Annotated in this window: 21 protein-coding genes; 16 read left to right on the forward strand and 5 right to left on the reverse strand. The window is 73.6% G+C overall.

All coding sequences use genetic code 11. The annotated features are described in order from the left end of the window. Nucleotides 1-130: 130 nt before the first annotated feature. Complete coding sequence (locus ACF073_RS04985) at nt 131-646, forward strand: YceI family protein (RefSeq protein ID WP_392066954.1); 516 nt, start codon at nt 131-133, stop codon at nt 644-646. Here the strand turns inward: ACF073_RS04985 and ACF073_RS04990 are convergent. After that, entirely contained in the window at nt 627-2,345 is a 1,719-nt protein-coding gene (locus tag ACF073_RS04990; RefSeq protein ID WP_392066955.1) for a hypothetical protein, read from the reverse strand. The genes ACF073_RS04985 and ACF073_RS04990 overlap by 20 nt on opposite strands. Nucleotides 2,346-2,623: 278 nt before the next feature. On the opposite strand from ACF073_RS04990, the gene ACF073_RS04995 reads away from it, so the two are divergent. The 4 genes from ACF073_RS04995 to ACF073_RS05010 all read left to right on the forward strand — a co-directional run bounded on the left by ACF073_RS04995 (nt 2,624) and on the right by ACF073_RS05010 (nt 5,418). Next, nucleotides 2,624-3,013 carry a cell division protein SepF gene (locus ACF073_RS04995; RefSeq protein WP_392066956.1) on the forward strand — a complete coding sequence of 130 codons (390 nt, stop codon included), beginning with the start codon at nt 2,624-2,626 and terminating at the stop codon, nt 3,011-3,013. A gap of 210 nt (nt 3,014-3,223) precedes the next feature. Further along, complete coding sequence (locus tag ACF073_RS05000; RefSeq protein WP_392066957.1) at nt 3,224-4,420, forward strand: AAA family ATPase; 1,197 nt, start codon at nt 3,224-3,226, stop codon at nt 4,418-4,420. After that, nucleotides 4,372-4,770 (forward strand): nucleotide pyrophosphohydrolase, encoded by a 399-nt coding sequence (locus ACF073_RS05005; RefSeq protein ID WP_392066958.1) that lies wholly within the window; start codon nt 4,372-4,374, stop codon nt 4,768-4,770. Before ACF073_RS05000 ends, ACF073_RS05005 begins: the two co-directional genes overlap by 49 nt. A gap of 162 nt (nt 4,771-4,932) precedes the next feature. Continuing rightward, the gene (locus ACF073_RS05010; protein ID WP_392066959.1) at nt 4,933-5,418 is read left to right on the forward strand and encodes a DUF6099 family protein; all 486 of its coding nucleotides are present in this window, start codon (nt 4,933-4,935) and stop codon (nt 5,416-5,418) included. 553 nt (nt 5,419-5,971) lie between these two features. On the opposite strand, the gene ACF073_RS05015 is transcribed toward ACF073_RS05010, so the two are convergent. Then, nucleotides 5,972-6,154, reverse strand: a complete 183-nt coding sequence (locus ACF073_RS05015; RefSeq protein ID WP_392066960.1) for a hypothetical protein — start codon at nt 6,152-6,154, stop codon at nt 5,972-5,974. 237 nt (nt 6,155-6,391) lie between these two features. On the opposite strand from ACF073_RS05015, the gene ACF073_RS05020 reads away from it, so the two are divergent. The 7 genes from ACF073_RS05020 (at nt 6,392) to ACF073_RS05050 (ending at nt 17,751) form a co-directional block, all read left to right on the forward strand. Further along, nucleotides 6,392-7,315: an LLM class F420-dependent oxidoreductase gene (locus ACF073_RS05020; protein WP_392066961.1), complete on the forward strand. Its 924-nt coding sequence runs from the start codon at nt 6,392-6,394 to the stop codon at nt 7,313-7,315. Between the two features lie 378 nt (nt 7,316-7,693). Continuing rightward, nucleotides 7,694-8,635: a hypothetical protein gene (locus tag ACF073_RS05025; protein WP_392066962.1), complete on the forward strand. Its 942-nt coding sequence runs from the start codon at nt 7,694-7,696 to the stop codon at nt 8,633-8,635. 88 nt (nt 8,636-8,723) lie between these two features. Next, a complete protein-coding gene (locus ACF073_RS05030) occupies nt 8,724-10,268 on the forward strand; it encodes a 3' terminal RNA ribose 2'-O-methyltransferase Hen1 (RefSeq protein WP_392066963.1) in 1,545 nt (514 codons plus the stop codon). Beyond that, nucleotides 10,265-12,808 (forward strand): polynucleotide kinase-phosphatase, encoded by a 2,544-nt coding sequence (locus ACF073_RS05035; RefSeq protein WP_392066964.1) that lies wholly within the window; start codon nt 10,265-10,267, stop codon nt 12,806-12,808. Before ACF073_RS05030 ends, ACF073_RS05035 begins: the two co-directional genes overlap by 4 nt. Nucleotides 12,809-13,886: 1,078 nt before the next feature. Then, nucleotides 13,887-15,110, forward strand: a complete 1,224-nt coding sequence (locus ACF073_RS05040) for an arginine deiminase (RefSeq protein WP_392066965.1) — start codon at nt 13,887-13,889, stop codon at nt 15,108-15,110. 62 nt (nt 15,111-15,172) lie between these two features. After that, nucleotides 15,173-16,183 carry an ornithine carbamoyltransferase gene (gene argF / locus ACF073_RS05045; RefSeq protein ID WP_392066966.1) on the forward strand — a complete coding sequence of 337 codons (1,011 nt, stop codon included), beginning with the start codon at nt 15,173-15,175 and terminating at the stop codon, nt 16,181-16,183. Between the two features lie 122 nt (nt 16,184-16,305). Then, on the forward strand, nt 16,306-17,751 hold the full coding sequence (locus tag ACF073_RS05050; RefSeq protein WP_392066967.1) for an amino acid permease: 1,446 nt from the start codon (nt 16,306-16,308) through the stop codon (nt 17,749-17,751). Here ACF073_RS05050 and ACF073_RS05055 read toward each other — a convergent pair. Continuing rightward, the gene (locus ACF073_RS05055; RefSeq protein ID WP_392066968.1) at nt 17,711-18,163 is read right to left on the reverse strand and encodes an ATP-binding protein; all 453 of its coding nucleotides are present in this window, start codon (nt 18,161-18,163) and stop codon (nt 17,711-17,713) included. The genes ACF073_RS05050 and ACF073_RS05055 overlap by 41 nt on opposite strands. Before the next feature lie 297 nt (nt 18,164-18,460). On the opposite strand from ACF073_RS05055, the gene ACF073_RS05060 reads away from it, so the two are divergent. Together ACF073_RS05060 and ACF073_RS05065 are read left to right on the forward strand one after the other, a co-directional pair. Beyond that, the gene (locus ACF073_RS05060) at nt 18,461-19,288 is read left to right on the forward strand and encodes an enoyl-CoA hydratase family protein (protein ID WP_392066969.1); all 828 of its coding nucleotides are present in this window, start codon (nt 18,461-18,463) and stop codon (nt 19,286-19,288) included. A 6-nt stretch (nt 19,289-19,294) separates the two neighbouring features. After that, nucleotides 19,295-21,562, forward strand: coding sequence for a bifunctional salicylyl-CoA 5-hydroxylase/oxidoreductase (locus tag ACF073_RS05065; RefSeq protein ID WP_392066970.1), 2,268 nt, complete (start codon nt 19,295-19,297; stop codon nt 21,560-21,562). 19 nt (nt 21,563-21,581) lie between these two features. Here ACF073_RS05065 and ACF073_RS05070 read toward each other — a convergent pair whose 3' ends face one another. Continuing rightward, nucleotides 21,582-22,394, reverse strand: coding sequence for a PaaX family transcriptional regulator C-terminal domain-containing protein (locus ACF073_RS05070; protein ID WP_392066971.1), 813 nt, complete (start codon nt 22,392-22,394; stop codon nt 21,582-21,584). Between the two features lie 15 nt (nt 22,395-22,409). After that, nucleotides 22,410-24,002 carry an AMP-binding protein gene (locus ACF073_RS05075; RefSeq protein WP_392067695.1) on the reverse strand — a complete coding sequence of 531 codons (1,593 nt, stop codon included), beginning with the start codon at nt 24,000-24,002 and terminating at the stop codon, nt 22,410-22,412. Between the two features lie 184 nt (nt 24,003-24,186). Here ACF073_RS05075 and ACF073_RS05080 point away from each other — a divergent pair, with 184 nt between their 5' ends. Both ACF073_RS05080 and ACF073_RS05085 read left to right on the forward strand, forming a co-directional pair. Further along, the gene (locus tag ACF073_RS05080) at nt 24,187-25,317 is read left to right on the forward strand and encodes an acyl-CoA dehydrogenase family protein (RefSeq protein ID WP_392066972.1); all 1,131 of its coding nucleotides are present in this window, start codon (nt 24,187-24,189) and stop codon (nt 25,315-25,317) included. Further along, a complete protein-coding gene (locus tag ACF073_RS05085) occupies nt 25,314-25,712 on the forward strand; it encodes a RidA family protein (protein WP_392066973.1) in 399 nt (132 codons plus the stop codon). Before ACF073_RS05080 ends, ACF073_RS05085 begins: the two co-directional genes overlap by 4 nt. The last annotated feature ends 113 nt before the right edge of the window (nt 25,713-25,825 follow it).

Raw genomic sequence — 25,825 nt, forward strand, 5'->3', positions numbered from 1 at the left:
GGGTCGAGTCTACCTATTGTCCATTTTTGGATGAGGGGTGCTTCCTGCTGTTGTTCACATTTGGATGGCGCGCTAGCGTGAGGGTCCCTCAGTCATCCAAATTTGAACCACCTGACCCTGGAGTACGACCATGACCGTCGCCGTGGAAACCGGCCTCTGGCAGCTCGACCCGACCGCGACCACCGTGGGCCTGCGGCACCGGACCTTCTGGGGCCTGGTCGCCGTGAAGGGCACCTTCACCGGCGTGGGCGGCAGCGGCGAGGTGCGGGCCGACGGCTCGGCCGCCGGCACCGTGACCCTGGACGCCGCCTCCCTGGACACCAAGAACGCCAAGCGGGACGCCCACCTGCGGTCGGCCGACTTCCTCGACACCGACCACCACCCGGAGATCACCTTCGCCGTGCGCGGCGCCGACCGGCTCGACGGCGACGAGGTCCGGGTCGCCGGGCAGCTGACCGTGCGGGGCGTCAGCCGCCCGCAGTCCTTCACCGCCCGTCTGACCGGGGTGAGCGCGGAGGCGCTCACCCTGGAGGCCGAGTTCGGCGTGGACCGCGCGGAGTTCGGCATGGGCTGGAACCAGCTGGGCATGATGCGCGGACTGACCACGGTCACGGCCGTGCTCCGCTTCACCCGGACGCCGGCCTGACCTCCAGTTCGGCTTGCCGTACCTCCTGGGTGGACAGCGTCTGCGGGTCCCCCGTGAACGCGCGCAGCCGCAGCCGGGTGCCCCGCTTCGAGGGCACCGCGAAGCCGCCGCCCGGCGCCCGCAGCTCGACGGCCGCGGCGGAGTGCGCGGGAATCGTGGCCGGCCCGCGCACCAGCGCCCAGTACCGGCTCATGCCCTGGCCGGTGGTGAGCATGTAGTGCGGGGTCAGCGCGGTGGTGCCGGTGTTGGCGATCCGCAGGGTCAGCCGGGACAGGACCCGCGCCGACGTGTGCCGGGTCGCCGTGACGTCCATCCGCAGCGGCGGCGTCCCCGTCGCCGCCAGGGCCGCGCTCACCAGCGCGGGCGCCACCAGCATCGCGACGGCGGCGGCCCGCGCGCCGCGGCGGCGCGGTCCGGCGAGCGGGCGCGGGCGCGGCTGCCAGGCGCGGGCGAACTCCGGCAGGGGCGTGGTGACCGCCGCCGCCAGCCACAGCGGCGTCATCATCAGGTAGTAGCCGTCCTGGGACCGGGTCGCCAGATAGAAGGCGCACCAGGGCAGCACGGTCGCGGCGGGGCCGAGCCGCCGGACGAACAGCACGAATACCGCCAGCAGGCCCGCGACGAGCAGCACGCTCGCCCGGCCGTACCAGGCGAGCCGGTCGCTGCCGTCGGTGAAGTAGAGCGAGATGTCCACCAGGCCCTGGCCGTGCAGCACCGCGCCCTGGGTCAGCGGCAGGGCGATGCCCCGCAGCCAGGGCCCCGGCTCGCTCACCACGAAGTACGCGTTGACGAGCAGCCAGGTGAGCGCCGCGGTCCCGGTGATCCGCAACACCACCCGCGCCGCCGCGCGCCCGCCCAGCTCGCCGCGCCGCACCGCGTAGATCCCTGCGAGCAGGAACGGCGTGACGAACCAGGGGAGTTGCTGGGCCGCGCACGCGGCGCCCAGGCACGCGGCCCGCGCGATCCCGGCCGCGCCCAGCCGGCCGCGCGCGCCGAGCCGGGGCCAGCGCACCACCACCGGCACCAGCAGGGCGAGGCCGACGATCGCGGGATAGCCCTGCCGGGCGTACAGCGGCAGGAAGCCGAAGCCCAGGCAGAGCATCGTCGCCGCCGAGCGCCACGGCACCGGCAGCAGCCGCCACAGCAGCGCCGTGCCCGCGAGCAGCGCGGCGGTCGCCGCCGCCGTCGCCGGGGCGCCGCCGCGGCCCAGCCACAGCAGCGGCACGGTGAGCAGCGGGGCCAGCGGGGGGTATCCGTACGTGAAGTCGTACCCGCCGTCCATGGTCGGCGTCAGCGCGACGCCCTTGGCGTGGAACAGCCAGGGCCAGGGCTGTCCGTACACCGGGTGCCCGGCGACGATCTCCCTGGCGGCCTGGGTGGTGAGGACGGCCTCGTCGCCGCCGCCGTGGTTCAGCGCCCACGCGCACACGGTGAGGACGGCCGCGGTCGTCAGCACCGCCAGGTCCAGGCGGGCCAGCGAGCGCGTCCGGCGGACCGTCAGGGCGAGTACGCCGGTCACCAGGACCGCGGCGTAGCAGACCGAGACGATCCCCGCGAGGACCAGCTGATGGGTGGCCGCCTGGGTCCACACCGAACGGGTGCCGATGAACAGGCTCACGTCGGCGAGGAGCGTCAGCACACGGTGCCATTGCGCGGGGCCGTCGGGGGACCCGGTCCGGGCCCCCGGTGCGGCGGACACCGCCGACGATGTCCGCCGATCGGGTGTCACCTGCTGTGTTTCTGCCAAGTGCACGGGATCGGACGCTAGCGGCGGCGGGTGAGCGGGGTGCGGAGGCCGGTGAAGAGTCGGGTATGAGCCCAGTAAGAAACGGATCTTTTGGGGCATACACCGCATTCTGTGGCGCGAGTGGGCCGCCACACCGGTCGCGCACCGTGTCGTTGTTGGGCCGAACGGGTGACTTGGCGTAAGAATTGGCTGGTGCAGGGATTGAGTGCGAGTCAGGTCGGGGGGAGCCGGTGAGCCGTTACGACGTCACCGATGAACAGTGGGAGGGGCTCGCCCAGGTCGTGCCGCTGCGGGGCCGGGACGCCTGGCCGTCGGCGGTGAGCCACCGCTCGCTGCCCGACGCCGAGACCGAGACCCGGCGCCGGTTCGTGGTCCTGCGGGTCAACATCTTCGCGGACGCCCGCGAGGTCGCCGAGACCCTGATGGCCGGAGTGCCGGTGCTGCTCGACCTGTCGAGCGCGGAGGGCGACGTCGCCAAGCGGGTCCTCGACTTCAGCACCGGCGTGGTCTTCGGCCTGGGCAGCGGGATGCACCGCGTCGACCGCAACGTCTTCCTCCTCACCCCGCCCGGCACCGAGGTCAGCGGGCTGATGGAGGGCGCGGGCCTGTCGGGCGGCTGACCGCGGCTCCGGGCGGACCGGCGGTACGGGGTGTGCCGTGCGGGGGTGCGCCGAGACGCGGTGCGGCGCGGGGCGCCGGAGGCGCACCGGCCGGTCGGGGCGGTGGAACCGGTACCGGCCCGGGCCGTGCGCGGGGGCTCGTCCCCCGATCGTAGGAAGGTTCCCGCGGTGAAACGGTTCGCTGTGGGAATGGAGTTCTACGGTCCGCATATGGCCGTGCCCTCCGTGTCCGCTGAGCCGCCGGCGGCCGACGTGTCCGCCGTGACCGTCCCCGCGCGGTCCCGCCAGCCCGTCGACCTCCGCGCCCGGATCACCGAGTTGCGCCTTTCCGCCTTCGCCGGACACCGGCGGGCGGTGTTCGGCCTCGGGCCGGTCACCGTGTTCGCCGGGCCCAGCGGGGCGGGCAAGACGACCGCGCTGGCCGCGTACGAGGCGCTGGCCCGGCTCGGCGGCGGTGCCCCCCTCGCGGAGGCGTTCCCGGACCCGGCCGCCTGTGTGCCGGAGCGGGCGCGTCCCGACGCCGGCCGGCGGCGGGGCTTCCGGATCGGGTGCACGGCCGACGGCGCGGCGGGGCCGGTCCGGCTCGACGTCGCGGTGCAGGCCGAACCGGAGCTGCGGATCGTGGGGGAGCGGCTGACCGCGTGCGGGGTCGTGCTGCTGGAGACCGCCCTGCGCGACCCCGGACGCCGTACCGTGCAGGCCGCCTGGCACACCGCCGGCTCCGCGCCGGTGACCCGCGCCCCGCTTCCGGACGACCGCCTGGGCACCGCCCTGCTGCCGCTGCGCGTCGCCGGCAAGACCGACGGGCAGCGCCATGTGCTCGCGGCGGCCGAGCAGATGGTCGTCGCCCTGCGTTCCGCCTTCTCCTGCGACCCCCGCCCCGAGTACATGCGCGCCCCGGTGCCCACCGGCTCCGGCCGGCTGCTGTCCGGCTGCGACAACCTCGCGGACGTGCTGTGGCGCACGCGCGCGGAGTGCGGTCGCCGGCACGGCCGGCTGGTCGAGGCGCTGCGCGCGGGATGCGCGGGACCGGTGGCCGACCTGGTCGCCGAGCCGCTCGCCGACGGCACGGTACGGGCGCTGCTCGACCGCGGCGACGGCTTCCGCACCGACCTGGCCCGGCTCGGCGACGGCGAGCTGCGCTATCTCGCGCTGACCCTGGTGCTGCTGACCGGGCCCGGTGTGCTGGAGGTCGACACCCCGGGCGAGGTGCCCGCCGCCCTGCAGACCCTCACGATCCTCGCCGACGGCTTCGACCGCGGCCTGGACCCGGTCCAGCGCGGGGAGTTGCTGCGGATGGCCGCGCGCATGGGGGAGCGCGGGCACATCCGGTGTGTGGCCGCGGTGAGCGACGCCTCATGGGCCGCCGAGGACCCCGGTGTCACCGTGGTACACCTGAACCCGTGACAGAACATCCTGACCTGGGCCGACTCCAGCAGCGACTGGCCGAGTTCGCCGCCGCGCGGAACTGGCAGCCCTACCACACGCCCAAGAACCTGGTCGCCGCTCTCTCGGTGGAGGCCGCCGAACTGCAAGAGATCTTCCAGTGGCTGACGCCGGAGGAGTCAGCCGGGGTGATGGACGACCCCGGCACGGCGCACCGCGTCACGGACGAGGTCGCCGACGTGCTCGCCTATCTGCTCCAGGTCTGCGAGGTGCTCGGTATCGATCCCCTGGCCGCCCTGGCCGCCAAGATCGAGCGCAACGAGCTCCGGTTCCCGGTCGGCGGTGCGGAGGGCCAACAGGCGGACTCCTAGATTCCGTTATTACTCTCCGCAGTCAAAGTGGCCGCCGAATCCGAATTGTTGTCCGCAGATTTCCGTCTTCCTCTGGCTTTTCGCCCCATGGACCCTCACTCTGGGTAGTGGACAAGAGAATCGAGGCAGCCGTGCGAGAGGCACGGCGGACGGGGGCACCGTATGGATGCGATACGGCTCATCCTCACGAGCAGGCGCGCGCTGGCGACCGGCGCCGACGCGGCGGAGATGCTCGCGGAGGTCTGGCAGGCGCAGGCTCTGGCGCAGGCGATCGGGAGCCGCCTCGCGGTCTCCGGCCCGCCGGAGCTGCGCGGCGAGGCGCTGGGGCTGACCGAGCTGGCGGGCCGGGGCTGCGGGGTCCTGGACCCGCCCGAACTCGACCCGGGGGACCTGCGTGCCGCCCAGCTCACCGAGCTGGACGACGCCCGCGAGACCCTGCTCTGCCTCGGCGGTCTGCTCGGCGAGGTCGGCATAGCCCTGGTCGGCCTGGCCAGCGCCGCGGCCGACGAGACGACGTACTGGCAGTGCATGGAGGCGATCGACGCGGCCGACGAGTCCCGTGACCGCGTCCTGGAGATGCTGCGCAAGCTCGCGGCGCGTGAAGAAGTGCTGCCGGAGGACGCGCAGGACAGCCCGTCCGGCGTGTGAGGAACAAGGCGCACACCCCGCCCGCGCACGCGCACGTCCGCCCCGACGGACAGCGGCGCCCACCGCCCACCGGGCCGCGCGCCCGATCGCGCCCCTGCCCCTGAGCCGGGCACCGAGTCGTCACCCCGCGTCGGCGCGGGCGACGCCCCGCACCCGCCCCTGGGCTCGGACCGCGTGCGCGCCCTGCCGCCCCCGGGTGGACCAGGCGCCTCGAAGCGCCCCGGCGCCGGATCATACGGACCAGCTCGCTCCCGGATCCGGGCCATGTGCCGCACCCGCCTGAGGCGGACCACGTGCCGTACCCGCCTGAGGCGGACCACGTGCCGCACCCGCCGTCGAACGGGAACGTGCGGCCACCCCGCCCCCGGAACCGGACACGGACCTCAGCGCGCCCCGACGCCGGGCCGTGCGGCGCGGCTCACCCGCCCAGCCGGACCGCGCGGCCTGCTCCGCAGCGAACCTGAATCCCCGTGCCGCCCCCGTCGCCGCCGCCTCCTCGGCTCACGCCGCCCCCAGCCGCACCCCCGGCACTCTCCGCCCTCCGCCGGAATCCTCAGCCGCTCTTCTCGCCGCTGTCGCGGGCCGGTGTCGGTGTCGGTGTCGGTGTGCCGGAGTGCAGGTCGGCCAGTGCTGACAGGTCCGCGTTGAGCGACGCCATCAGTTCCTCCATCTGCTCCAGCAGTCCCTTCGGCCGCCCGGCCGGGCCTCCCTGCTGCGGAACGGACTCTTCGGACATCACGGCCTCCTCGGCCCCCGGTCCGGCAGGACCGGCGCGATGACGCGCGACGGCGTCCACCGTCCGGCGCGGGTGCCGGACGGCCCGGCTCCGAAGCCCCAACGATCACTCCCGGGGCCGGTCACTGGTTCGGAGCAACGCCCGCGCGCAGGGAGGATGATTTTCACCCGACCGGGGTCGGCCGTGCCGGACGGTACCGGCGCGGTTGACGCGGCGGTCGCCAGGCAGGATAGATGTATGGACCTGCGAATCTTCACCGAGCCCCAGCAAGGGGCCACCTACGACACCCTGCTCACCGTGGCCAAGGCCACCGAGGACCTCGGGTTCGACGCCTTCTTCCGCTCCGACCACTACCTGCGCATGGGTGGCGCGGACGGTCTGCCCGGGCCCACGGACGCCTGGATCACGCTGGCCGGCCTGGCCCGCGAGACCAAGCGCATCCGCCTCGGCACCCTGATGACCGCCGGTACCTTCCGGCTGCCCGGCGTGCTCGCCATCCAGGTCGCCCAGGTCGACCAGATGTCCGGCGGCCGGGTGGAACTCGGTCTCGGCGCCGGATGGTTCGAGGAGGAGCACAAGGCGTACGGCATCCCGTTCCCGAAGGAGAAGTTCGCCCGGCTGGAGGAGCAGCTCGCGATCGTCACCGGACTGTGGGCGACCGAGGTCGGCAAGACCTTCGACTTCCACGGCACCTACTACGAGCTGTCCGACTCGCCGGCGCTGCCCAAGCCCGCGCAGCGGAAGGTGCCGGTGCTCATCGGCGGCCACGGCGCGACCCGGACCCCGAGGCTCGCCGCCCAGTACGCCGACGAGTTCAATATCCCGTTCGCCTCGATCGAGGACAGCGAGCGGCAGTTCGGCCGGGTGCGGGCCGCAGCGGCGGAGGCCGGCCGGGGCGCGGACGACCTGACGTACTCCAACGCGCTCGTCGTCTGCGTCGGCAAGGACGACCAGGAGGTGGCCCGGCGGGCCGCCGTGATCGGCCGTGAGGTGGACGAGCTGAAGGCCAACGGGCTCGCCGGTTCCCCGGCCGAGGTCGTCGACAAGATCGGCCGGTACGCCGAGATCGGCTCCCAGCGCATCTACCTCCAGCTGCTGGACCTCAGCGACCTGGACCACCTGGAGCTGATCTCCGCCCAGGTGCAGTCGCAGCTGTCGTAGCCCTCCGGCGGCGCGGCATCCGTCCCCGGGCCCGGCGCACGAGTCCCGGGACGGATGCCACGGCCGTGACGAGGCCGCGACCGGAACTATGGCCCCCGTCACGGTCGGGTCCGGTCAGCCCTGCCGGGATCGCGCACACCGGGCAGAACGCGGCCTCGGAGTCGGAGTCGGAGCCGGAGCCGGAGTTGGAGCGGAGTCGGCGCCGGAGCCGGGAGCCGGTCCGCGGCTGTCCTTCCGACGCCCCGCCGAAGCGCCGCGGCACCCAGGACGCGGCCGGGTGGCCACAACCGGGACGACATGGCCTTTCTGCGGGCGCCTTGTGCCGGAACTGTGGGCTCCATCACAGCGCGGATGATCGACGGCTGATCGTATGACCCGGTGCGTAAACTCCTCCCCCTTGCTGTCACCGGCCTGCTCGCCCTGCCGGCATGCCAGTTCGCCGGCGGCGACGACGCCGCCGACGAGGCCCACCGCCTCAACTCCATGAAGGCGCTCCCGCTCAACGCCTACCTCCCGGACGCGGCCTCCCGCGACGGAAAGGCCGTCGGTACGGCGCAGTGGCTGCTCGCCAAGCGGTGCATGGTCCGGCTCGGGTTCACCGGCTTCAAGACGCTCGACATCAGGACGGTCGACTCGACGTACCCGGTGCGGCAGGGCACCCTCACGAGCGCGGGCAAGGTCGGTGACAACAGCCTGTACGGGGTGGACGATCCCGACCTCGCCGCCGAGCACGGCTACCACAACCGGCGGCGGGAGGAGTCCGACGACCAGCCCATGGAGTGGCCCGCCGACCAGTACGCGGCGCTGACCGGCACCTTCGAGTCCGGCGACAGCCACCGGGCGCACGGCAACCCCATCCCCGAGAAGGGGTGCATGGGCGAGGGCGTCCGCAAGATCTTCGGTCCCGAGCCCAAGCCGAGGAAGGTCGGCGGCGTCCAGCTCAGCGGCTACCACTGGCTGGGCGCCGAGCTCTGGTACCAGGCGCACAAGAAGGCGCGGAAGGACCCGGCCTGGAAGAAGGCGGACCGCGCCTGGTCGGCCTGCATGAAGAAGAAGGACCTGCGCTACGCCGGCCCGGACGAGGCGTCCACCGACTCCGACTGGTACCGCACCGACGAGCCCTCCGCCAAGGAGAAGAAGACGGCCGAGGCGGACGCCCGGTGCAAGCGCGACACCGGCTACATCAAGGCCGTGCACGCCGTCGACAGCCGCGCGCAGAAGGCCCTCATCGCCAAGAACGAGAAGCAGCTGGACGACGAGCGCGCCGCCTTCCTGCGGTCCATGGCGAACGCCCGGAAGATCGTCGACGACCTCTCCTGACCGCGGCGGCGGCCGGCACGGCCGGGCCGACCTCCTCGGCAGCGAAAACTGGTGGTGGCCGGGGGCCTGGCCAGCAAGAATCGTCAACATGTTCGTGACGATCTCCACCACAGGGACGGCCGGAGCCCCGGCCACCGACCTGGGGTACCTGCTGCACAAGCACCCCGGCAAGGCACAGGCGTTCTCCACCTCGTACGGCACGGCGCACGTCTTCTACCCCGAGGCGCACGCCGAACGCTGCACGGCCGCCATGCTGCTGGAGATCGATACGCTCGCGCTGGTCCGGCGGGGCAAGGGCAAGGGCCGCGGCGGCGCACCCGACGCGGCACTCGCCCAGTACGTCAACGACCGCCCCTACGCGGCCTCCTCGCTGCTCGCGGTCGCCCTGAGCAACGTGTTCTCCAGCGCCCTGCGCGGGGTGTGCAACGCCCGCCCGGAGCGGGCCGCGGCCCCGCTGCCGCTGCGGATCGAGGTCCCCGCACTGCCCGCACGCGGCGGCCCGGACCTCGTACGGAACCTGTTCGCGCCGCTCGGCTGGACCGTGACGGCGGACCCGGTCCCGCTCGACACCGCGTTCCCCGAATGGGGCGACTCGCGGTACGTCACACTCGTCCTGGAGTCGGAGCGGCTGACCCTCGCCGAGGCCCTGCGCCACCTGTACGTGCTGCTGCCGGTGCTCGACGACGCCAAGCACTACTGGGTCACCGCCGACGAGGTCGACAAACTGCTGCGGGCCGGCGAGGGCTGGCTGGCCGGCCACCCGGAGCAGCAGCTGATCACCAGCCGGTACCTGTCCCGCCGCTGGTCGCTGACCCGGCAGGCCCGGGAGCAGCTCGAACTGGTGCGCCTCGCCGAGGCCGACGACAGCGACGTGAAGGACATCGACAACGCAGTCGCCGAGGAGACCGAGGCGGAGGAGCGGCCGACCCCGCTCGCCGTGCGGCGCCGGGCGGCGATCCTCGCCGCGCTGCGGGCGTCCGGTGCCGCTCGGGTCCTCGACCTCGGCTGCGGCCAGGGCCAGTTGGTGCAGGAGCTGCTCAAGGACACCCGGTTCACCGAGATCGTCGGCGTCGACGTGTCCGTACGGGCGCTGGCCATCGCCGCCCGGCGGCTCAGGCTCGACCGCATGGGAGAGCGGCAGGCGGCCCGCGTCCAGCTCGTGCAGGGCTCCCTCGCCTATACCGACAACCGGCTCAAGGGCTATGACGCCGCCGTGCTCAGCGAGGTGATCGAGCACCTCGACCTGCCCCGGCTGCCCGCCCTCGAGTACGCCGTGTTCGGTCACGCCCGCCCGCGCACGGTCGTCGTGACCACCCCGAACGTCGAGTACAACGTCCGCTGGGAGAGCCTGCCCGCCGGACACGTCCGGCACGGCGACCACCGCTTCGAGTGGACCCGTGAGGAGTTCCGCGCCTGGGCGCGGGAAGTGGCCGAACGGCACGCGTACGAGGTGCGGTTCGCCCCGGTGGGACCGGACGACCCCGAGGTCGGGCCGCCCACCCAGCTGGCCGTGTTCGAAACCAGGACCGAGAAGACCGAGAAGACCGGCAAGGCCGAGAAGACGGACAAGACCGCGAAGACCGACGAGACCGAGAAGACCGACGAGACCGAGAAGGAGGCGAAGGCCGCATGACCGAGAACCGCCGGCCGGGACGGGCGCTGCCCGTCACCGACCTCTCCCTCGTCGTCCTCGTCGGCGCCTCCGGCTCCGGCAAGTCCACCTTCGCCCGCCGGCACTTCAAGCCGACCGAGGTGATCTCCTCCGACTTCTGCCGCGGCCTGGTCGCCGACGACGAGAACGACCAGAGCGCGAGCCGCGACGCCTTCGACGTCCTGCACTACATCGCGGGCAAGCGGCTGGCCGCCGGCCGCCGCACCGTCGTGGACGCCACCAACGTGCAGCAGGACGGCAGGCGCCGGCTGATCGAGCTGGCCAGGACCTACGACGTGCTGCCCATCGCCATCGTGCTCGACGTGCCCGAGGAGGTGTGCGCGGCGCGCAACGCGGCCCGCACCGACCGCGCCGACATGCCCCGCCGGGTCATCCAGCGGCACATCCGCGAACTGCGCCGCTCGCTGCGGCAGTTGGAGCGCGAGGGCTTCCGCAAGGTGCATGTGCTGCGCGGGGCCGAGGAGGTCGACGGCGCCACCGTCGTCACCGAGAAGCGGTTCAACGACCTGACGCACCTCACCGGACCCTTCGACATCATCGGCGACATCCACGGCTGCTCCGCCGAACTGGAGGCGCTGCTCGCCCGGCTGGGCTACGCCGACGGTGTGCACCCCGAGGGCCGCACCGCCGTCTTCGTCGGGGACCTGGTCGACCGCGGCCCGGACTCCCCGGGCGTGCTGCGCCGGGTGATGTCCATGGTCGGGTCGGGCAACGCGCTGTGCGTGCCCGGCAACCACGAGAACAAGTTCGGCCGGTACCTCAAGGGCCGCCGCGTCCAGCACACCCACGGGCTCGCCGAGACCGTCGAGCAGCTGGCGGGCGAGAGCGAGGAGTTCAAGGCCGAGGTCCGGCAGTTCATCGACGGACTGGTCAGCCACTACGTGCTGGACGGCGGCCGGCTGGTGGTCTGCCACGCCGGTCTGCCCGAGAAGTACCACGGCCGCACCTCGGGGCGGGTGCGCTCGCACGCCCTGTACGGCGACACCACGGGCGAGACCGACGAGTTCGGCCTGCCGGTGCGCTACCCCTGGGCGGAGGAGTACCGGGGCCAGGCCGCTGTGGTCTACGGCCACACTCCGGTGCCCGAGGCCACATGGCTGAACAACACCATCTGCCTGGACACGGGTGCCGTCTTCGGGGGCAAGCTCACCGCGCTGCGCTGGCCCGAGCGGGAACTGGTCGACGTACCGGCCGAGCGGGTCTGGTACGAGCCGACGCGTCCGCTGCGCACCGAGGCGCCCGGCGGCCACGACGGCCGGCCGCTGGACCTGGCGGACGTGCGCGGCCGCCGGGCCGTGGAGACCCGGCACGCCGGCCTGGTCGCGGTCCGCGAGGAGAACGCGGCGGCGGCCCTGGAGGTCATGAGCCGCTTCGCGACCGACCCGCGCCTGCTGCCGTATCTGCCGCCGACCATGGCGCCCACCGCCACCTCGCGGGTGGACGGCTATCTGGAGCACCCGGCGGAGGCCTTCGCGCAGTACGCGGCGGACGGGGTCGCGCGGGTGGTGTGCGAGGAGAAGCACATGGGCTCGCGGGCCGTGGCCCTGGTGTGCCGGGACGCGGAGACGGCGCGGCGGCGGTTCGGGACGGACGGCCCCACGGGGTCCCTGTACACCCGTACCGGGCGGCCGTTCTTCGACGACGCGGCGGTGACCGAGGAGATCCTCGGCCGGCTGCGCGCGGCGATCACGGACGCCGGGCTCTGGGACGGCCTCGGCACGGACTGGCTGCTGCTGGACGCCGAGCTGATGCCGTGGTCGCTGAAGGCGGCGGGGCTGCTGCGCGGCCAGTACGCGGCGGTCGGTGCCGCGGCGGGCGCGGTGTTCCCGGACGCGCTCGCCGCCCTGGAAGCGGCGGCGGCGCGCGGCGCCGACGTGGGCGGCCTGCTTGCCCGGCAGCGGGAACGCGCGGCCGACGCCGAGGCGTTCACCGCCGCCTACCGCCGCTACTGCTGGACCACCGAGGGGCTGGAAGGGGTCCGTCTCGCCCCCTTCCAGCTGCTGGCCGCGCAGGGGCGCAGCCTCGCCGCGCTGCCGCACGACGAGCAACTGGCGCTGATCGACCGGCTGGTGGAGCACGACGGCAGCGGACTGCTGCAGACCACCCGGCGGCTGTACGTCGACACCGGCGACCCGGAGTCGGTCCGCGCGGGCGTCGACTGGTGGCTGGAGATGACGGGCCGCGGCGGTGAGGGCATGGTCGTCAAGCCGCTCGGCGCGCTGGTCCGGAGCCCGCAGGGGCGGCTGGTGCAGCCCGGCATCAAGTGCCGGGGCCGCGAGTACCTGCGGATCATCTACGGTCCGGAGTACACCCGGCCGGACAACCTCGCCCGGCTGCGGCAGCGGTTCCTGAACCACAAGCGGTCCCTCGCCCTGCGCGAGTACGCCCTCGGCCTGGAGGCCCTCGACCGGCTCGCCGACGGGGAGCCGCTGTGGCGGGTGCACGAGGCGGTGTTCGGGGTGCTGGCACTGGAGTCCGAGCCGGTGGACCCCCGTTTGTAGCGGGGACCCACGGCAGCACAGGGCCCCACCTCCCGCCCCCCCCCGAGCACCACCGGCCCTCCCCCGGCTGCTGCCGGGGGAGGGAAGAGAGCCCGGCGCGCAGTCGCCGTCCTCGGCGTGGCGGGAGCCCGGCGGCGCCCCGCCCTCGCCTCGTTCCGCCCCGTCGCCCGGCGGCACCGCTGGGCGGCGGGTCGGCCGGGGACCGCCGCCACCCAGCGGACCGGGCACGCCCATTCCCGGCTTCCCGGCCGCTGGCGGGGAAGGGGGGAGAGGTCGGCGCGTGGTCGCCGGCCTCGGCGTGGCGAGGGCCCGGCGATACCCGGCCCGTTCCGCCCTCGCCCCGCTCGCGCCCGCGCCCGGCCGCAACGGGCCGGCCTCCCGGCTGCTGGTGGTGGAGGGGGAGAGCCCGGCGCGCAGTCGCCGTCCTCGGCGTGGCGGGAGCCCGGCGGCGCCCCGCCCTCGCCTCGTTCCGCCCCGTCGCCCGGCGGCACCGCTGGGCGGCGGGTCGGCCGGGGACCGCCGCCACCCAGCGGACCGGGCACGCCCATTCCCGGCTTCCCGGCCGCTGGCGGGGGAGGAGGAGAGGTCGGCGCGCAGTCGCCGGCCTCGGCGCGGCGAGGGCCCGGCGATACCCGGCCCGTTCCGCCCTCGCCCCGCTCGCGCCCGCGCCCGGCCGCAACGGGCCAGTCTCCCGGCCGCTGGCGGGGGAGGAGGAGATGTCGGCGCGGTGCCGCCGGCCTCGGCGCGGTGGGAGCCCGGCGATGCCCCGCCCGTTCCGCCCTCGCCCCGCTCGCGCCCTGCCCCCACCCCCTTCCGCACTGCCCCGCTCCCTCCCTGCCCCCACCCCCTTCCGCTCTGCCCCGCTCCCTCCCTGCCCTCACCCCCCTTCCGCTCTGCCCCGCGCCCGCCCCCTTCCGCCCCGTCGCCCTCGCGGCGTCCGGTGGGGAGGGCTCGTGTCCGGTGGTGTGCTCCGGGGTGGCCCGGCCGTTTCGCGCGGTGGGGCGGGAAGCGGCGCGAATTCGGGGCGGAAACCGCCTAGCGGAGGGTGAAGCGGGGCGCCGGTGGTCAGGATGGAGGCATGGGATTCCACGTCGACTCCGAGGCCGGGCGGCTGCGCCGCGTCATCCTGCACCGGCCGGATCTTGAGCTCAAAAGGCTCACCCCCAGCAACAAGGACGCCCTGCTCTTCGACGACGTGCTCTGGGTGCGCCGGGCGCGCGCCGAGCACGACGGGTTCGCCGACGTACTGCGCGACCGCGGGGTCGTCGTCCATCTCTTCGGGGACCTGCTCGCCGAGACCCTGGCGCTGCCCGAGGCCCGCACCCTGGTCCTCGACCGGGTCTTCGACGAGAAGGAGTACGGTCCCCTCGCCACCGACCACCTGCGCGCCGCCTTCGACCGGATGACCCCGGACGAACTGGCCGAGGCCCTGGTCGGCGGCGCGACCAAGCGGGAGTTCCTGGACGCCCACGAGGAACCGGCCTCCGTCCGCTTCCACGTCATGGAGCTGGACGACTTCCTGCTCCCGCCGCTGCCCAACCACCTCTTCACCCGCGACACCTCCGCCTGGATCTACGACGGTGTCTCCATCAACGCGATGCGCTGGCCGGCCAGGCAGCGCGAGACCGTCCACTTCGAGGCGATCTACCGGCACCACCCCCTGTTCCGTGACGAAACGTTCCACGTCTGGTCCCGGGGGCAGGCCGACTACCCCTCCACCATCGAGGGCGGTGACGTCCTGGTGATCGGCAACGGCGCCGTCCTGATCGGCATGAGCGAGCGCACCACCCCGCAGGCCGTGGAGATGCTGGCGCACAAGCTGTTCGCGGCGGGCTCGGCGCGTACCATCGTCGCGCTGGACCTGCCGAAACGGCGTGCCTTCATGCACCTCGACACGGTGATGACCATGATCGGCGGTGACACCTTCACCCAGTACGCCGGGCTCGGCATGCTCCGCTCGTACACCATCGAGCCGGGCGCTGGCGAGCGCGAGCTGAAGGTCACCGACCATCCCCCGGAGCACATGCACCGGGCGATCGCCGCCGCGCTCGGGCTCGGCGAGATCCGGGTGCTTACCGCCACCCAGGACGTGCACGCCGCCGAGCGGGAGCAGTGGGACGACGGCTGCAACGTGCTGGCCGTCGAGCCGGGGGTCGTCGTCGCCTACGAGCGGAACGTGACCACCAACACGCATCTGCGCAAGCAGGGCATCGAGGTGATAGAGATCCCGGGCAGCGAGCTGGGCCGGGGCCGGGGCGGCCCCCGGTGCATGAGCTGTCCCGTGGAGCGAGACGCTGTATAGAAATGTGAAGGGTCGTATAGACTTCCACGGTCCCCTGTAGTCATACATCTGGAGCGCCCCCCATGGCCGCAGTCCCGACCGCCCTCGCCGGCCGCCACTTCCTCAAGGAGCTGGACTTCACCGAGGAGGAGTTCCGCGGGCTGGTCGAGCTGGCCGCGGAGCTGAAGGCCGCGAAGAAGGCCGGGACCGAGACCCGGTACCTGCGGGGGCGGAACATCGCGCTGATCTTCGAGAAGACCTCGACGCGCACCCGCTGCGCGTTCGAGGTCGCCGCGGCCGACCAGGGCGCGTACACGACGTACCTCGATCCGTCCGGCTCGCAGATCGGGCACAAGGAGTCGGTGAAGGACACCGCCCGGGTGCTGGGCCGGATGTACGACGCCATCGAGTACCGGGGCGACAGCCAGGCCAAGGTCGAGGAGCTGGCCGCGCGGGCCGGCGTGCCCGTCTACAACGGGCTCACCGACGACTGGCACCCCACCCAGATGCTCGCCGACGTCCTCACCATGACCGAGCACAGCGCCAAGCCGCTGCGGAAGATCACCTTCGCCTACCTCGGCGACGCCCGCTTCAACATGGGCAACTCCTACCTGGTCACCGGCGCCCTGCTCGGCATGGACGTACGGATCGTGGCCCCGAAGTCCTACTGGCCCGCCCAGGAGGTCGTCGACCGCGCCCGCGCCCTCGCCGCCTCCAGCGGTGCCCGCGTCACCCTCACCGAGGACGTCGCCGAGGGCGTCGCGGGCGCCGACTTCGTCGCCACCGACGTCTGGGTCTCCATGGGCGAACCCATGGAGGTGTGGGACGAGCGGATCGCGGCCCTGAGCCCCTACGCCGTGACCATGGACGTCCTGCGCGCCACCGGCAACCCGGACGTGAAGTTCCTGCACTGCCTGCCGGCCTACCACGACCTCGGCACCACGGTGGGGCGGCAGATCCACGCGACGCACGGCCTCACCTCGCTGGAGGTGACGGACGAGGTCTTCGAGTCCGCCCACTCGGTCGTCTTCGACGAGGCGGAGAACCGGCTGCACACCATCAAGGCGGTGCTGGTGGCCACACTTGCCCGGTAAACCCTTGCCTGACCCGCCTCACCAGGCCTTATCCTGACCGGCGGCCCGGAGCCACCCTTTCCGGAGCCGTCGCCGCGGCTGTACGACGGTCGCCCGCACCACCAGAAACGAGCACCACCCGCATGCCCGCTCCCCGCATCAAGTCCCCGCATCTGCTCGTCGCCGAGTCCGGCGCCGACCGCGAGGGGCACGGCCTGAAGCGCACCATGGGCCTCTTCCAGCTCATCTGCTTCGGCGTCGGCGCCATCGTCGGCACCGGCATCTTCGTCGGCCTCTCCGACTCCGTCGCCCAGGCCGGCCCCGCCGTCGTCGTCTCCTTCGCCCTCGCCGCGCTCACCTGCGTCTTCACCGCCTTCTCCTTCGCGGAGCTGGGCGGCGCGATCCCGGTCTCCGGCTCCTCGTACTCCTTCGCCTACGCCGGCCTCGGCGAGTCCACCGCCTTCCTGGTCGGCTGGTGCCTGCTGCTGGAGTACGGCATCTCCATCTCGGCCGTCGCGGTCGGCTGGAGCCAGTACGTCAACGAGCTGCTGCACAGCCTCACCGGCTGGCAGCTGCCGCACGCGCTGTCCGCGGGCCCCGGCGAGGGCGGCGTCGTCAACCTCCCGGCCGTGATCGTCATCGCGATGGCCTCGATGCTGCTGGTGCGCGGGGTGCGTGAGAGCGCCCGGGCGACCGCCGCCATGGCGGCCGTGAAGCTCGTCATCCTGCTGGCCTTCTGCGCGATCGGCTACAGCGCCTTCAAGGACGGCAACCTCACCCCGTTCACCCCGGCGGGCCTCGGCGGCATCGGCGCGGGCACCACCGCCGCCTTCTTCTCGTACATCGGCTTCGACGCGATCACCACCGCCGGCGAGGAGGCGAAGAACCCGCGCCGGGACATCCCGGTCGCGATCCTCGTCTGCATGGGCCTGGTCACCCTGCTCTACTGCGCGGTCGCGCTCGCCGCGATCGGCGCCATCGGCGGCGACCAGGTGGCCGGCCGCCCCGCCGCCCTCTCCTACGTCGTCAACCAGGTCACCGGCTCCACCGTCGGCGGCGGCGTCATCGCCTTCGGCGCGGTCGTCGCCATCGCCTCCGTGGTCCTCGCCGTGATGTACGGCCAGACCCGCATCCTGATGTCGATGTCCCGGGACGGCCTGATCCCGCGGGTCTTCGAGAAGGTGTCCCCGAGGACGTCCACGCCGGTCGCCGGCACGCTGATCGTCGCCGTCGTCTTCGCGATCCCGGCGGCCTTCGCCTCGCTCGACTCCGTGATGAACCTGTGCACCATCGGCACGCTCGCCATCATGGCCGTCGTCAACATCGCGGTGATCGCCCTGCGCCGCCGCGAGCCGGGCCTCGTCCGCAGCTTCCGGGTGCCGCTCTACCCCGTGGCCCCGCTGCTCGGCGTCGGCTTCTGCCTGTACCTGATGTACGAGACGGGCTGGCGGACCTGGCTCCAGTTCGCCGTGTTCCTCGCGATCGGCCTGGCGGTCTACGGCGCCTACGGCCGCCGGCACTCCACGCTGGCCCGGCCGGCCGCCGAGGTCACGCCGGACGCCGCTGAGCGGGAACCGCAGGCAGTCTGAACCACACCGCCTTGCCCGACGGGGTGGGGCGGTGCCCGCAGGACGAGCTGAGGGCGCGGATCAGCAGCAGGCCGCGCCCGCCCTCCTGCCAGGGGTCGGGCGCCTCGATCACCGGCCGGGTCAGCTGGCCGGGCGGCGCCGGGTCCGGGTCGTGCACCTCGACCTGGCAGCCGGTCGGCAGCAGCTCCACCACCAGCTCTATCGGGCCGCGCCCCGCGGTGTGCTCCACCGCGTTGGCCACCAGCTCGGCTGTGAGCAGCTCCGCCGTGTCGCAGTCGGCCGCGTGCTCCACCTCGGTGAGGGCCGTACGCACCAGGGCACGCGCCACCGGCACCGCGGCGGTGGTGTGCGGCAGCGCGATGCGCCAGGAGGCCGATCCGGTGGGGCGTTCGTGCAAGGCGAGTCCGTTCATGGAGCAGGCTGTCCTGCTTTCAACCTTAGAAATGGTACGGCGCCCGGCCACAGGGACCGTCGTCGGGCACCGCCCGGGACCTTCGGCCCCGGCTACCGGGCGGCTTACCCCGCCGAAGGTCCCGCCTCGCCTCCCGGCCCCCACTGTTACGCCGCTGTCGCCGACCGGTGACCGATGTGACCGACCAGGCCGGCCGGAGCAGGGATGTCGCGCACCCGTGACGACAGTCACAAACAGGTGATAACTTCATAGGGCAGAGCAACGTACGGCACCGCCGCCCTAGGGAGGCCGCACGTCATGAGTCCCTTCACCGGCTCCGCCGCCCGCACCGCCGACTGGGAGCACCTGCGGGTCGGCGTCGACGACGGGGTCGCCACCGTGACCCTCGCCCGCCCCGAGAAGCTCAACGCCCTCACCTTCGGTGCCTACGCCGACCTGCGCGATCTGCTGGCCGAGCTGTCCCGCGAGCGCGCGGTGCGCGCCCTGGTGCTGGCCGGCGAGGGGCGCGGCTTCTGCTCCGGCGGCGACGTCGACGAGATCATCGGCGCCACGCTGGCCATGGACACCGCCCAGCTGCTCGACTTCAACCGGATGACCGGACAGGTCGTCCGGGCGGTCCGGGAATGCCCGTTCCCGGTGATCGCGGCCCTGCACGGGGTGGCCGCGGGCGCCGGCGCTGTCCTCGCCCTGGCCGCCGACTTCCGGATCGCCGACCCCTCCGCCCGCTTCGCCTTCCTCTTCACCCGGGTCGGCCTGTCCGGCGGCGACATGGGCGCGGCCTATCTGCTGCCCCGGGTCGTCGGCCTCGGCCACGCCACCCGCCTGCTCATGCTGGGCGAGCCGGTGCGGGCCCCCGAGGCCGAGCGCATCGGCCTGATCAGCGAGCTGACCGACGAGGGACGGGCACATGACGCCGCCCTCGCCCTGGCCCGCAGGCTGGCCGACGGCCCGGCCCTCGCCCACGCCCAGACCAAGGCCCTGCTCACCGCCGAGCTGGACATGCCGCTGGCCGCTTCGGTGGAGCTGGACGCCTCGACGCAGGCCCTGCTGATGAACGGCGAGGACTACGCCGAGTTCCACGCGGCCTTCACGGAGAAGCGCCCGCCGAAGTGGCGGGGGAGGTGAGTGCCGATGCGCGTGGCGATCATCGGCGGCGGCCCCGGCGGACTCTACGCAGCCGCCCTGCTGAAACGGCTTGACCCCGCACGGGAGGTCACCGTCTGGGAGCGCAACGCCCCGGACGACACCTTCGGCTTCGGAGTGGTCCTGTCGGACGAGACCCTCGGCGGCATCGAACACGCCGACCCCGTCGTCCACGAGGCCCTGCGGCGGGACTTCGTCCGCTGGGACGACATCGACATCGTGCGCCGGGGCGTCACCCACCGCTCCGGAGGCCACGGATTCGCCGCCCTCGGCCGCCGCCGCCTCCTGGAGATCCTGCACGAGCGCTGCCGCTCCCTCGGGGTGCGGATCGACTTCCGCACCGAGGCCCCCCACCCGGACGTCCTGTGTGCCGGGTACGACCTCGTCGTCGCCGCCGACGGGGTGCACAGCGCCACCCGCGAGACCTATGCCGAGGCGTTCCGCCCCCGGGTGAGCGCACACCGCTGTCGCTACATCTGGCTCGCCGCCGACTTCGCCTTCGACGCCTTCCGCTTCGAGATCGCCGAGACCGAGCACGGCGTGATGCAGCTGCACGGCTATCCCTTCTCCGCCGACGCCTCCACCGTCATCATCGAGATGCGCGAGGAGGTCTGGCGGGCCGCCGGGCTCGACGGCGCCGACCCGCGGGAATCCGTCGAACGCGTCGGCAAGGTCTTCGCCGACGCGCTCCGCGGCCGCCCGCTGCGCTCCAACAAGTCGGCGTGGACCACCTTCCGCACGGTGGTCAACGACCACTGGTCGCACGGCAGGATCGTCCTCCTCGGTGACGCCGCCCACACCGCCCACTTCTCCATCGGCTCCGGCACCAAGCTCGCCGTCGAGGACGCCCTCGCCCTCGCCGCCTGCCTGACGGAACAGCCGGACGTGCCGACGGCGCTCGCGGCCTACGAGGCGGAGCGCAAGCCGGTCGTCGCCTCCACCCAGCGCGCCGCCCGGGCCAGCCTGGAGTGGTTCGAGGACCTCGGCCTGTACCTCGGCCAGCCGCCCCGCCAGTTCGCCTTCAACCTGCTCACCCGCAGCCGCCGCGTCACCCACGACAACCTCCGGCTGCGCGACGCCCGCTTCACCGGCGGCGTGGAGCGCGAGTTCGGCTGCCCGCCCGGCACACCCCCGATGTTCACCCCGTTCCGGCTGCGCGGACTGACCCTGCGCAACCGGGTGGTGGTCTCACCGATGGACATGTACTCCGCCGCCGACGGCGTCCCCGGCGACTTCCACCTCGTCCACCTCGGCGCCCGCGCCCTCGGCGGGGCCGGCCTGGTGATGACCGAGATGGTGTGCGTGAGCGAGGAGGGCCGCATCACCCCCGGCTGCGCGGGCCTCTACACCGGCCGGCAGGCCGAGGCGTGGCGGCGCGTCACCGACTTCGTGCACCGCCAGGCGCCGGGCACCGCGATAGGCGTCCAGCTCGGCCACTCCGGCCGCAAGGGCTCGACCAAGCTGATGTGGGAGGGCATGGACGAGCCGCTGCCCGCCGGCAACTGGCCCCTCGTCGCCGCCTCCCCGCTGCCCTACAAGCCGGGCGGCCAGATCCCGCGCCCGCTCTCCCGGGCCCAGCTCACCGACATCCGCGAGCAGTTCACCGCCGCCGCGTGGCGGGCCGCACGGGCCGGCTTCGACCTGCTCGAACTGCACTGCGCCCACGGCTATCTGCTCTCCGGCTTCCTCTCCCCGCTCACCAACCGGCGCACCGACGCCTACGGCGGCTCGCTGGAGCGGCGGCTGCGGTTCCCGCTGGAGGTCTTCGACGCCGTGCGCGGGGTGTGGCCGGCCGAGCGGCCGATGACCGTCCGGATCTCGGCCACCGACTGGGCGGAGGGCGGGACGAGCGCCGAGGACGCCGTCGGGATCGCCCGCGCCTTCGCCGCGCACGGCGCCGACGCCATCGACGTCTCCACCGGCCAGGTGGTGGCCGAGGAGGAGCCGGAGTACGGGCGGTCGTACCAGACGCCGTTCGCCGACCGGATCCGCAACGCGGCGGGCGTCCCGGTGATCGCGGTCGGCGCGATCTCCTCCTGGGACGACGTCAACTCGCTGATACTCGCGGGCCGTACGGACCTGTGCGCCCTGGCCCGCCCCCATCTGTACGACCCGCACTGGACCCTGCACGCGGCGGCCGAGCAGGGCTACTCGGGCCCCGGTGCCCACTGGCCCGCGCCCTACCGGGCGGGCAGCCGGCGCCCCCGGACCGGGCGCACCGACGCCCCCAGGCCCCGTCTCACGCTGAGCGGCTGAACCCCGCCGCCCCGGCGGGTCACAGCCCGGCGAACCGGGCCCCCGCGTCCCGCAGCCGCTCGTGCAGCCCCTGGAAGACCTCGGCCGAGCGCAGGCCCGGCCAGTTGGCCGGCAGCAGGCGGGCCGGCAGGCCCGGGTCGGTGTAGGGGAGATGGCGCCAGGAGTCGAGGACGAGGAGGTAGTCGCGGTAGGCGTCCTCGGGCGGGGTGTCCGTACGGCGCTGCCACGCGCGCAGCACCGGCGCGTGCGTGTCCAGGAAGTGCTCGTGCTCCTTGGCGATGGCGGCCAGGTCCCACCAGCGGCCCACCGCCTCGGCCGTGGGCGCGAAGCCCAGGTGCTCGCCGCGGAAGAAGTCCACGTACGGGTCGAGCCGCAGCCGGCGCAGGGTGTGCTCCGCCTCCTCGTACAGCCGGGCCGGGGCGATCCACACCCCGGGGGCCGCCGTGCCGAAGCCCAGGCCGGCCAGCCGGGAGCGCAGCACATGCCGCTTCTGCCGCTCCGACTCGGGCACCGAGAACACCGCCAGTACCCAGCCCGCGTCCGCCACGGCCGCGCCGGCGTAGATGCGCCGGTCGCCGTCGTCCAGCAACTGGCGTGCCTCGGCGGACAGTGCGTACCCGGCGGCACCGGATCCGGTGCGGGCGGGCTGGAGCAGGCCGCGCCGCTTGAGCCGGGACACCGACGAGCGGACGGAGGGCGCGTCCACACCGACCGCGGCCAGGAGCCGGATCAGCTCGGCGACGGGCACCGGGCCGGGCATGAAGCGGCCGTACGCGCCGTAGAGCGTGACGATGAGGGACCTGGGTGCGTGCTGCTCGGACACGTTGATCATTTTAAGTCTTCGGTATCACTGCTGGTCACCTCCGGTGCGCAGCCGGAACCGCTGGAGCTTGCCGGTGGCCGTGCGGGGCAGCGCGTCGAGGAAGACGAATTCGCGCGGGCATTTGTAGGGTGCCAGCTCGGAGACGAGGAAGGCGCGCAGCGCCTCCGGGTCGCGCCGGGCGCCCGCGCGCAGCACCGTGTACGCGACGACCACCTGGCCGCGGGCGTCGTCCGGGCGGCCGACGACCGCGATCTCGGCCACGTCCGGGTGGCGCAGCAGCGCGTCCTCCACCTCAGGGCCCGCGATGTTGTACCCGGCGGAGACGATCATGTCGTCGGCGCGGGACACATAGCGGAAGTAGCCGCCGGCGTCCCGGACATAGGTGTCGCCGGTGATGTTCCAGCCGCCCTTGACGTACTGCCGCTGGCGCGGGTCGGCGAGATAGCGGCAGCCCACCGGACCCCGGACGGCCAGCAGACCGGGCTCGCCGTCCGGCAGCGGCGTGCCGTCGGCGTCCTGGACGCGTGCCTGCCAGCCCGGCACCGGCAGGCCCGTGCTCCCGGGTTGTATGTGCTCGTCGGCGGCGGAGATGAAGATGTGCAGCAGCTCGGTCGCGCCGATGCCGTTGATGAGGCGCACGCCCGTGCGGTCGTACCAGGCCCGCCAGATGGCGGCGGACAGGTTCTCGCCGGCCGACACGCAGCGCCGCAGGGACGAGAGGTCGTGCTCCTCCGCCACCTCCAGCATGGCCCGGTAGGCGGTCGGCGCGGTGAAGAGCACCGAGACGCCGTGCTCGGCGATCGCCGGGAGCAGCTGCCGGGGGCCCGCGTGCTCCAGGAGGAGCGAGCTGGCTCCGGCGCGCATCGGGAAGATCACCAGGCCGCCGAGACCGAAGGTGAAGCCGAGCGGGGGGCTGCCGGTGAAGACGTCGTCGCCGTGGGGGCGCAGCACATGCCGGGAGAAGGTGTCGGCGATCGCCAGCACATCCCGGTGGAAGTGCATGCACCCTTTCGGGCGACCCGTGGTGCCGGAGGTGAACGCGATCAGGGCGACGTCGTCGGCAGCGGTGTCCACCGCCCGGAACGGGGTGCCGGGGGCCGGGCGGCGCAGCAGGTCGTCGGGGGTGTCACCGCCGTACGTCGTGATCCGCAGCCCGGGTATCGCGGCCTTCGCCAGGTCGTCCACGGCCCGGGTGTCGCACAGCGCGTGCCCGACCCGGGCGATCTCGCACAGGGTCGCCAGCTCGTGCGGGCGCTGCTGGGCCAGCACGGTGACCGCGACCGCGCCCGCCTTCAGCACGGCCAGCCAGCAGGCGGCGAGCCAGGGGGTGGTGGGGCCGCGCAGCAGCACCCGGTTGCCGGGGACCACGCCCAGGGTGCCGGTGAGCACGTGCGCGATCCGGTCGACCCGGGCGCGCAGCTCGCCGTACGTCCAGCTGGGGCCGGACGGGGTGTGGAAGACCGGGCGGGCCGGGGCGGTGTGCTCCAGGAGTTCCGCCGCGCAGTTCAGGCGGTCGGGGTAGCGCAGCTCCGGCAGGTCGAACCGCAGCTCGGGCCATTCGTGCGGCGGGGGCAGATGGTCGCGCGCGAAGGTGTCGACATGGGCCGAGAGATGCATGGTGGTGCGCCCCCTTGCCGTGACCGAGGTCCAGACGGGCTTCCTGGTGGGCTCGCGCATCGAGCGTATCGTGTTGGTGACGGCAGTCAACTGTGCGCGATAACGTCGAAGGGCGGTGGGGAGGGGCCCCGCCTCGGAAGGTGACGGGACGGTCGCCGCGGCCGCCCCGGAGGGAGGACCGGCTGTGTCCGCATTCTCACTCGGACCGGAGCAGACCGCATGGTGTGCGGAGCTGCGCGAGCTGGCCGCCCGGCGGCTGCGCCCGCTCGCCGACCAGGGCGAACCCGGCCGCGTCAACCGTCCGCTGCTCGCCGAACTCGGCCGTCTCGGCCTGCTCGCGCGGCTCTTCGGCTCCGGCGCGCTCGACCTGTGCCTCATGCGGGAGTCCCTCGCCCAGGCCTGCACCGAGGCCGAGACCGCCCTCGCCCTCCAGGGCCTGGGCGCCCACCCGGTGCACGCCCACGGCACCCCGGCCCAGCGCGAGCGCTGGCTGCCCCGGGTCGCCGACGGCAGCGCGGTCGCCGCCTTCGCGCTGAGCGAGCCGGGGGCCGGCTCGGACGCGGCGGCGCTGGCCCTCGCGGCCGAACCCGACGGCACCGGCTGGCGGCTCAGCGGCGCCAAGTGCTGGATCTCCAACGCCCCCGAGGCCGACTTCTACACCGTCTTCGCCCGCACCACCCCGGGCGCCGGAGCCCGCGGCGTGACCGCCTTCCTCGTCCCCGCCGACCGGCCCGGACTCACCGGCGGCGCCCTGGAGATGATCTCGCCGCACCCCATCGGCGCGCTCGACTTCGACGGGGTGCCCGTCACCGGGGCCGACCTGCTCGGCGAGCAGGACCGCGGCTTCGCCGTCGCCATGGGCACCCTCAACCTCTTCCGCCCCAGCGTCGGCGCCTTCGCGGTCGGCATGGCCCAGGCCGCGCTGGACGCCACCGTCGGCCACACCAGCCGGCGCACCGCCTTCCAGGGCAGGCTGATGGACCTTCAGGCGGTGTCCCACCAGGTCGCCGAGATGGCCCTGCGCACCGAGGCGGCCCGCCTCATGGTGTACGCGGCGGCGGCGGCGTACGACGCGCGGGCCGCCGACGTCCCCGGGCGGGCCGCGATGGCCAAGCTGCTCGCCACCGAGACCGCGCAGTACGTCGTCGACACCGCCGTCCAGCTGCACGGCGCCCGCGCCCTGCGCCGCGGGCACCTGCTGGAACACCTCTACCGCGAGGTGCGCGCGCCGCGCATCTACGAGGGGGCGAGCGAGGTCCAGCGGGGCATCATCGCCAAGGAGTTGTACGCCACCGCACTGAAGGAGGCCCGGTGACGACCGAGCGCGTCAACCCGCCCGAGCTGTCCCCGCCCACGGGCTTCTCGCACGCCGTCGTCGCGGCCGGCTCGCGTGTGGTGTTCCTCGCCGGCCAGACCGCCCTCGACACCGACGGCAAGATCATCGGCGACACCCTGGCCGAGCAGTTCGAAACGGCCCTCGGCAATCTCCTGACCGCCCTGCGCGCGGCCGGCGGCACCCCGGCCGACCTGGCGCGGGTCACCGTCTACGCCACGGACGTCGCCGACTACCGGGTCCATGCGCGCCGACTCGGCCGGATCTGGCGGGAGTCGGCGGGCCGCGACTATCCGGCGATGGCCGTCGTGCAGGTCGTGCGGCTGTGGGACGAGCGGGCGCTGGTGGAGCTGGACGGGTTCGCCGTACTGCCGTAGCGGCACGGGCCGGACCCGGGCGTGCCCGGCGCGCACGGCGGGGGTGACGCGCGGCCGTCCGGCGTGACGCGCCACCGATGGAGTGACGGTCACACCCCCCGGCACGGCCGCCC

This window comes from Streptomyces sp. NPDC015171, from assembly GCF_043079545.1.
GTDB lineage: Bacteria > Actinomycetota > Actinomycetes > Streptomycetales > Streptomycetaceae > Streptomyces.

Bases quoted from the DNA above. Each gene is read 5' to 3' on its own strand.
- ACF073_RS05015 (WP_392066960.1), bottom strand. From the start codon at position 6,154: ATGTCCGAAGAGTCCGTTCCGCAGCAGGGAGGCCCGGCCGGGCGGCCG.
- ACF073_RS05020 (WP_392066961.1), top strand. From the start codon at position 6,392: ATGGACCTGCGAATCTTCACCGAGCCCCAGCAAGGGGCCACCTACGAC.
- ACF073_RS05070 (WP_392066971.1), bottom strand. From the start codon at position 22,394: ATGATCAACGTGTCCGAGCAGCACGCACCCAGGTCCCTCATCGTCACG.
- ACF073_RS05060 (WP_392066969.1), top strand. From the start codon at position 18,461: ATGAGTCCCTTCACCGGCTCCGCCGCCCGCACCGCCGACTGGGAGCAC.
- ACF073_RS05050 (WP_392066967.1), top strand. From the start codon at position 16,306: ATGCCCGCTCCCCGCATCAAGTCCCCGCATCTGCTCGTCGCCGAGTCC.
- argF (WP_392066966.1), top strand. From the start codon at position 15,173: ATGGCCGCAGTCCCGACCGCCCTCGCCGGCCGCCACTTCCTCAAGGAG.
- ACF073_RS05065 (WP_392066970.1), top strand. From the start codon at position 19,295: ATGCGCGTGGCGATCATCGGCGGCGGCCCCGGCGGACTCTACGCAGCC.
- ACF073_RS05000 (WP_392066957.1), top strand. From the start codon at position 3,224: ATGGCCGTGCCCTCCGTGTCCGCTGAGCCGCCGGCGGCCGACGTGTCC.
- ACF073_RS05030 (WP_392066963.1), top strand. From the start codon at position 8,724: ATGTTCGTGACGATCTCCACCACAGGGACGGCCGGAGCCCCGGCCACC.
- ACF073_RS05010 (WP_392066959.1), top strand. From the start codon at position 4,933: ATGGATGCGATACGGCTCATCCTCACGAGCAGGCGCGCGCTGGCGACC.
- ACF073_RS05035 (WP_392066964.1), top strand. From the start codon at position 10,265: ATGACCGAGAACCGCCGGCCGGGACGGGCGCTGCCCGTCACCGACCTC.
- ACF073_RS04985 (WP_392066954.1), top strand. From the start codon at position 131: ATGACCGTCGCCGTGGAAACCGGCCTCTGGCAGCTCGACCCGACCGCG.
- ACF073_RS05005 (WP_392066958.1), top strand. From the start codon at position 4,372: ATGGGCCGCCGAGGACCCCGGTGTCACCGTGGTACACCTGAACCCGTG.
- ACF073_RS05075 (WP_392067695.1), bottom strand. From the start codon at position 24,002: ATGCATCTCTCGGCCCATGTCGACACCTTCGCGCGCGACCATCTGCCC.
- ACF073_RS05055 (WP_392066968.1), bottom strand. From the start codon at position 18,163: ATGAACGGACTCGCCTTGCACGAACGCCCCACCGGATCGGCCTCCTGG.
- ACF073_RS05040 (WP_392066965.1), top strand. From the start codon at position 13,887: ATGGGATTCCACGTCGACTCCGAGGCCGGGCGGCTGCGCCGCGTCATC.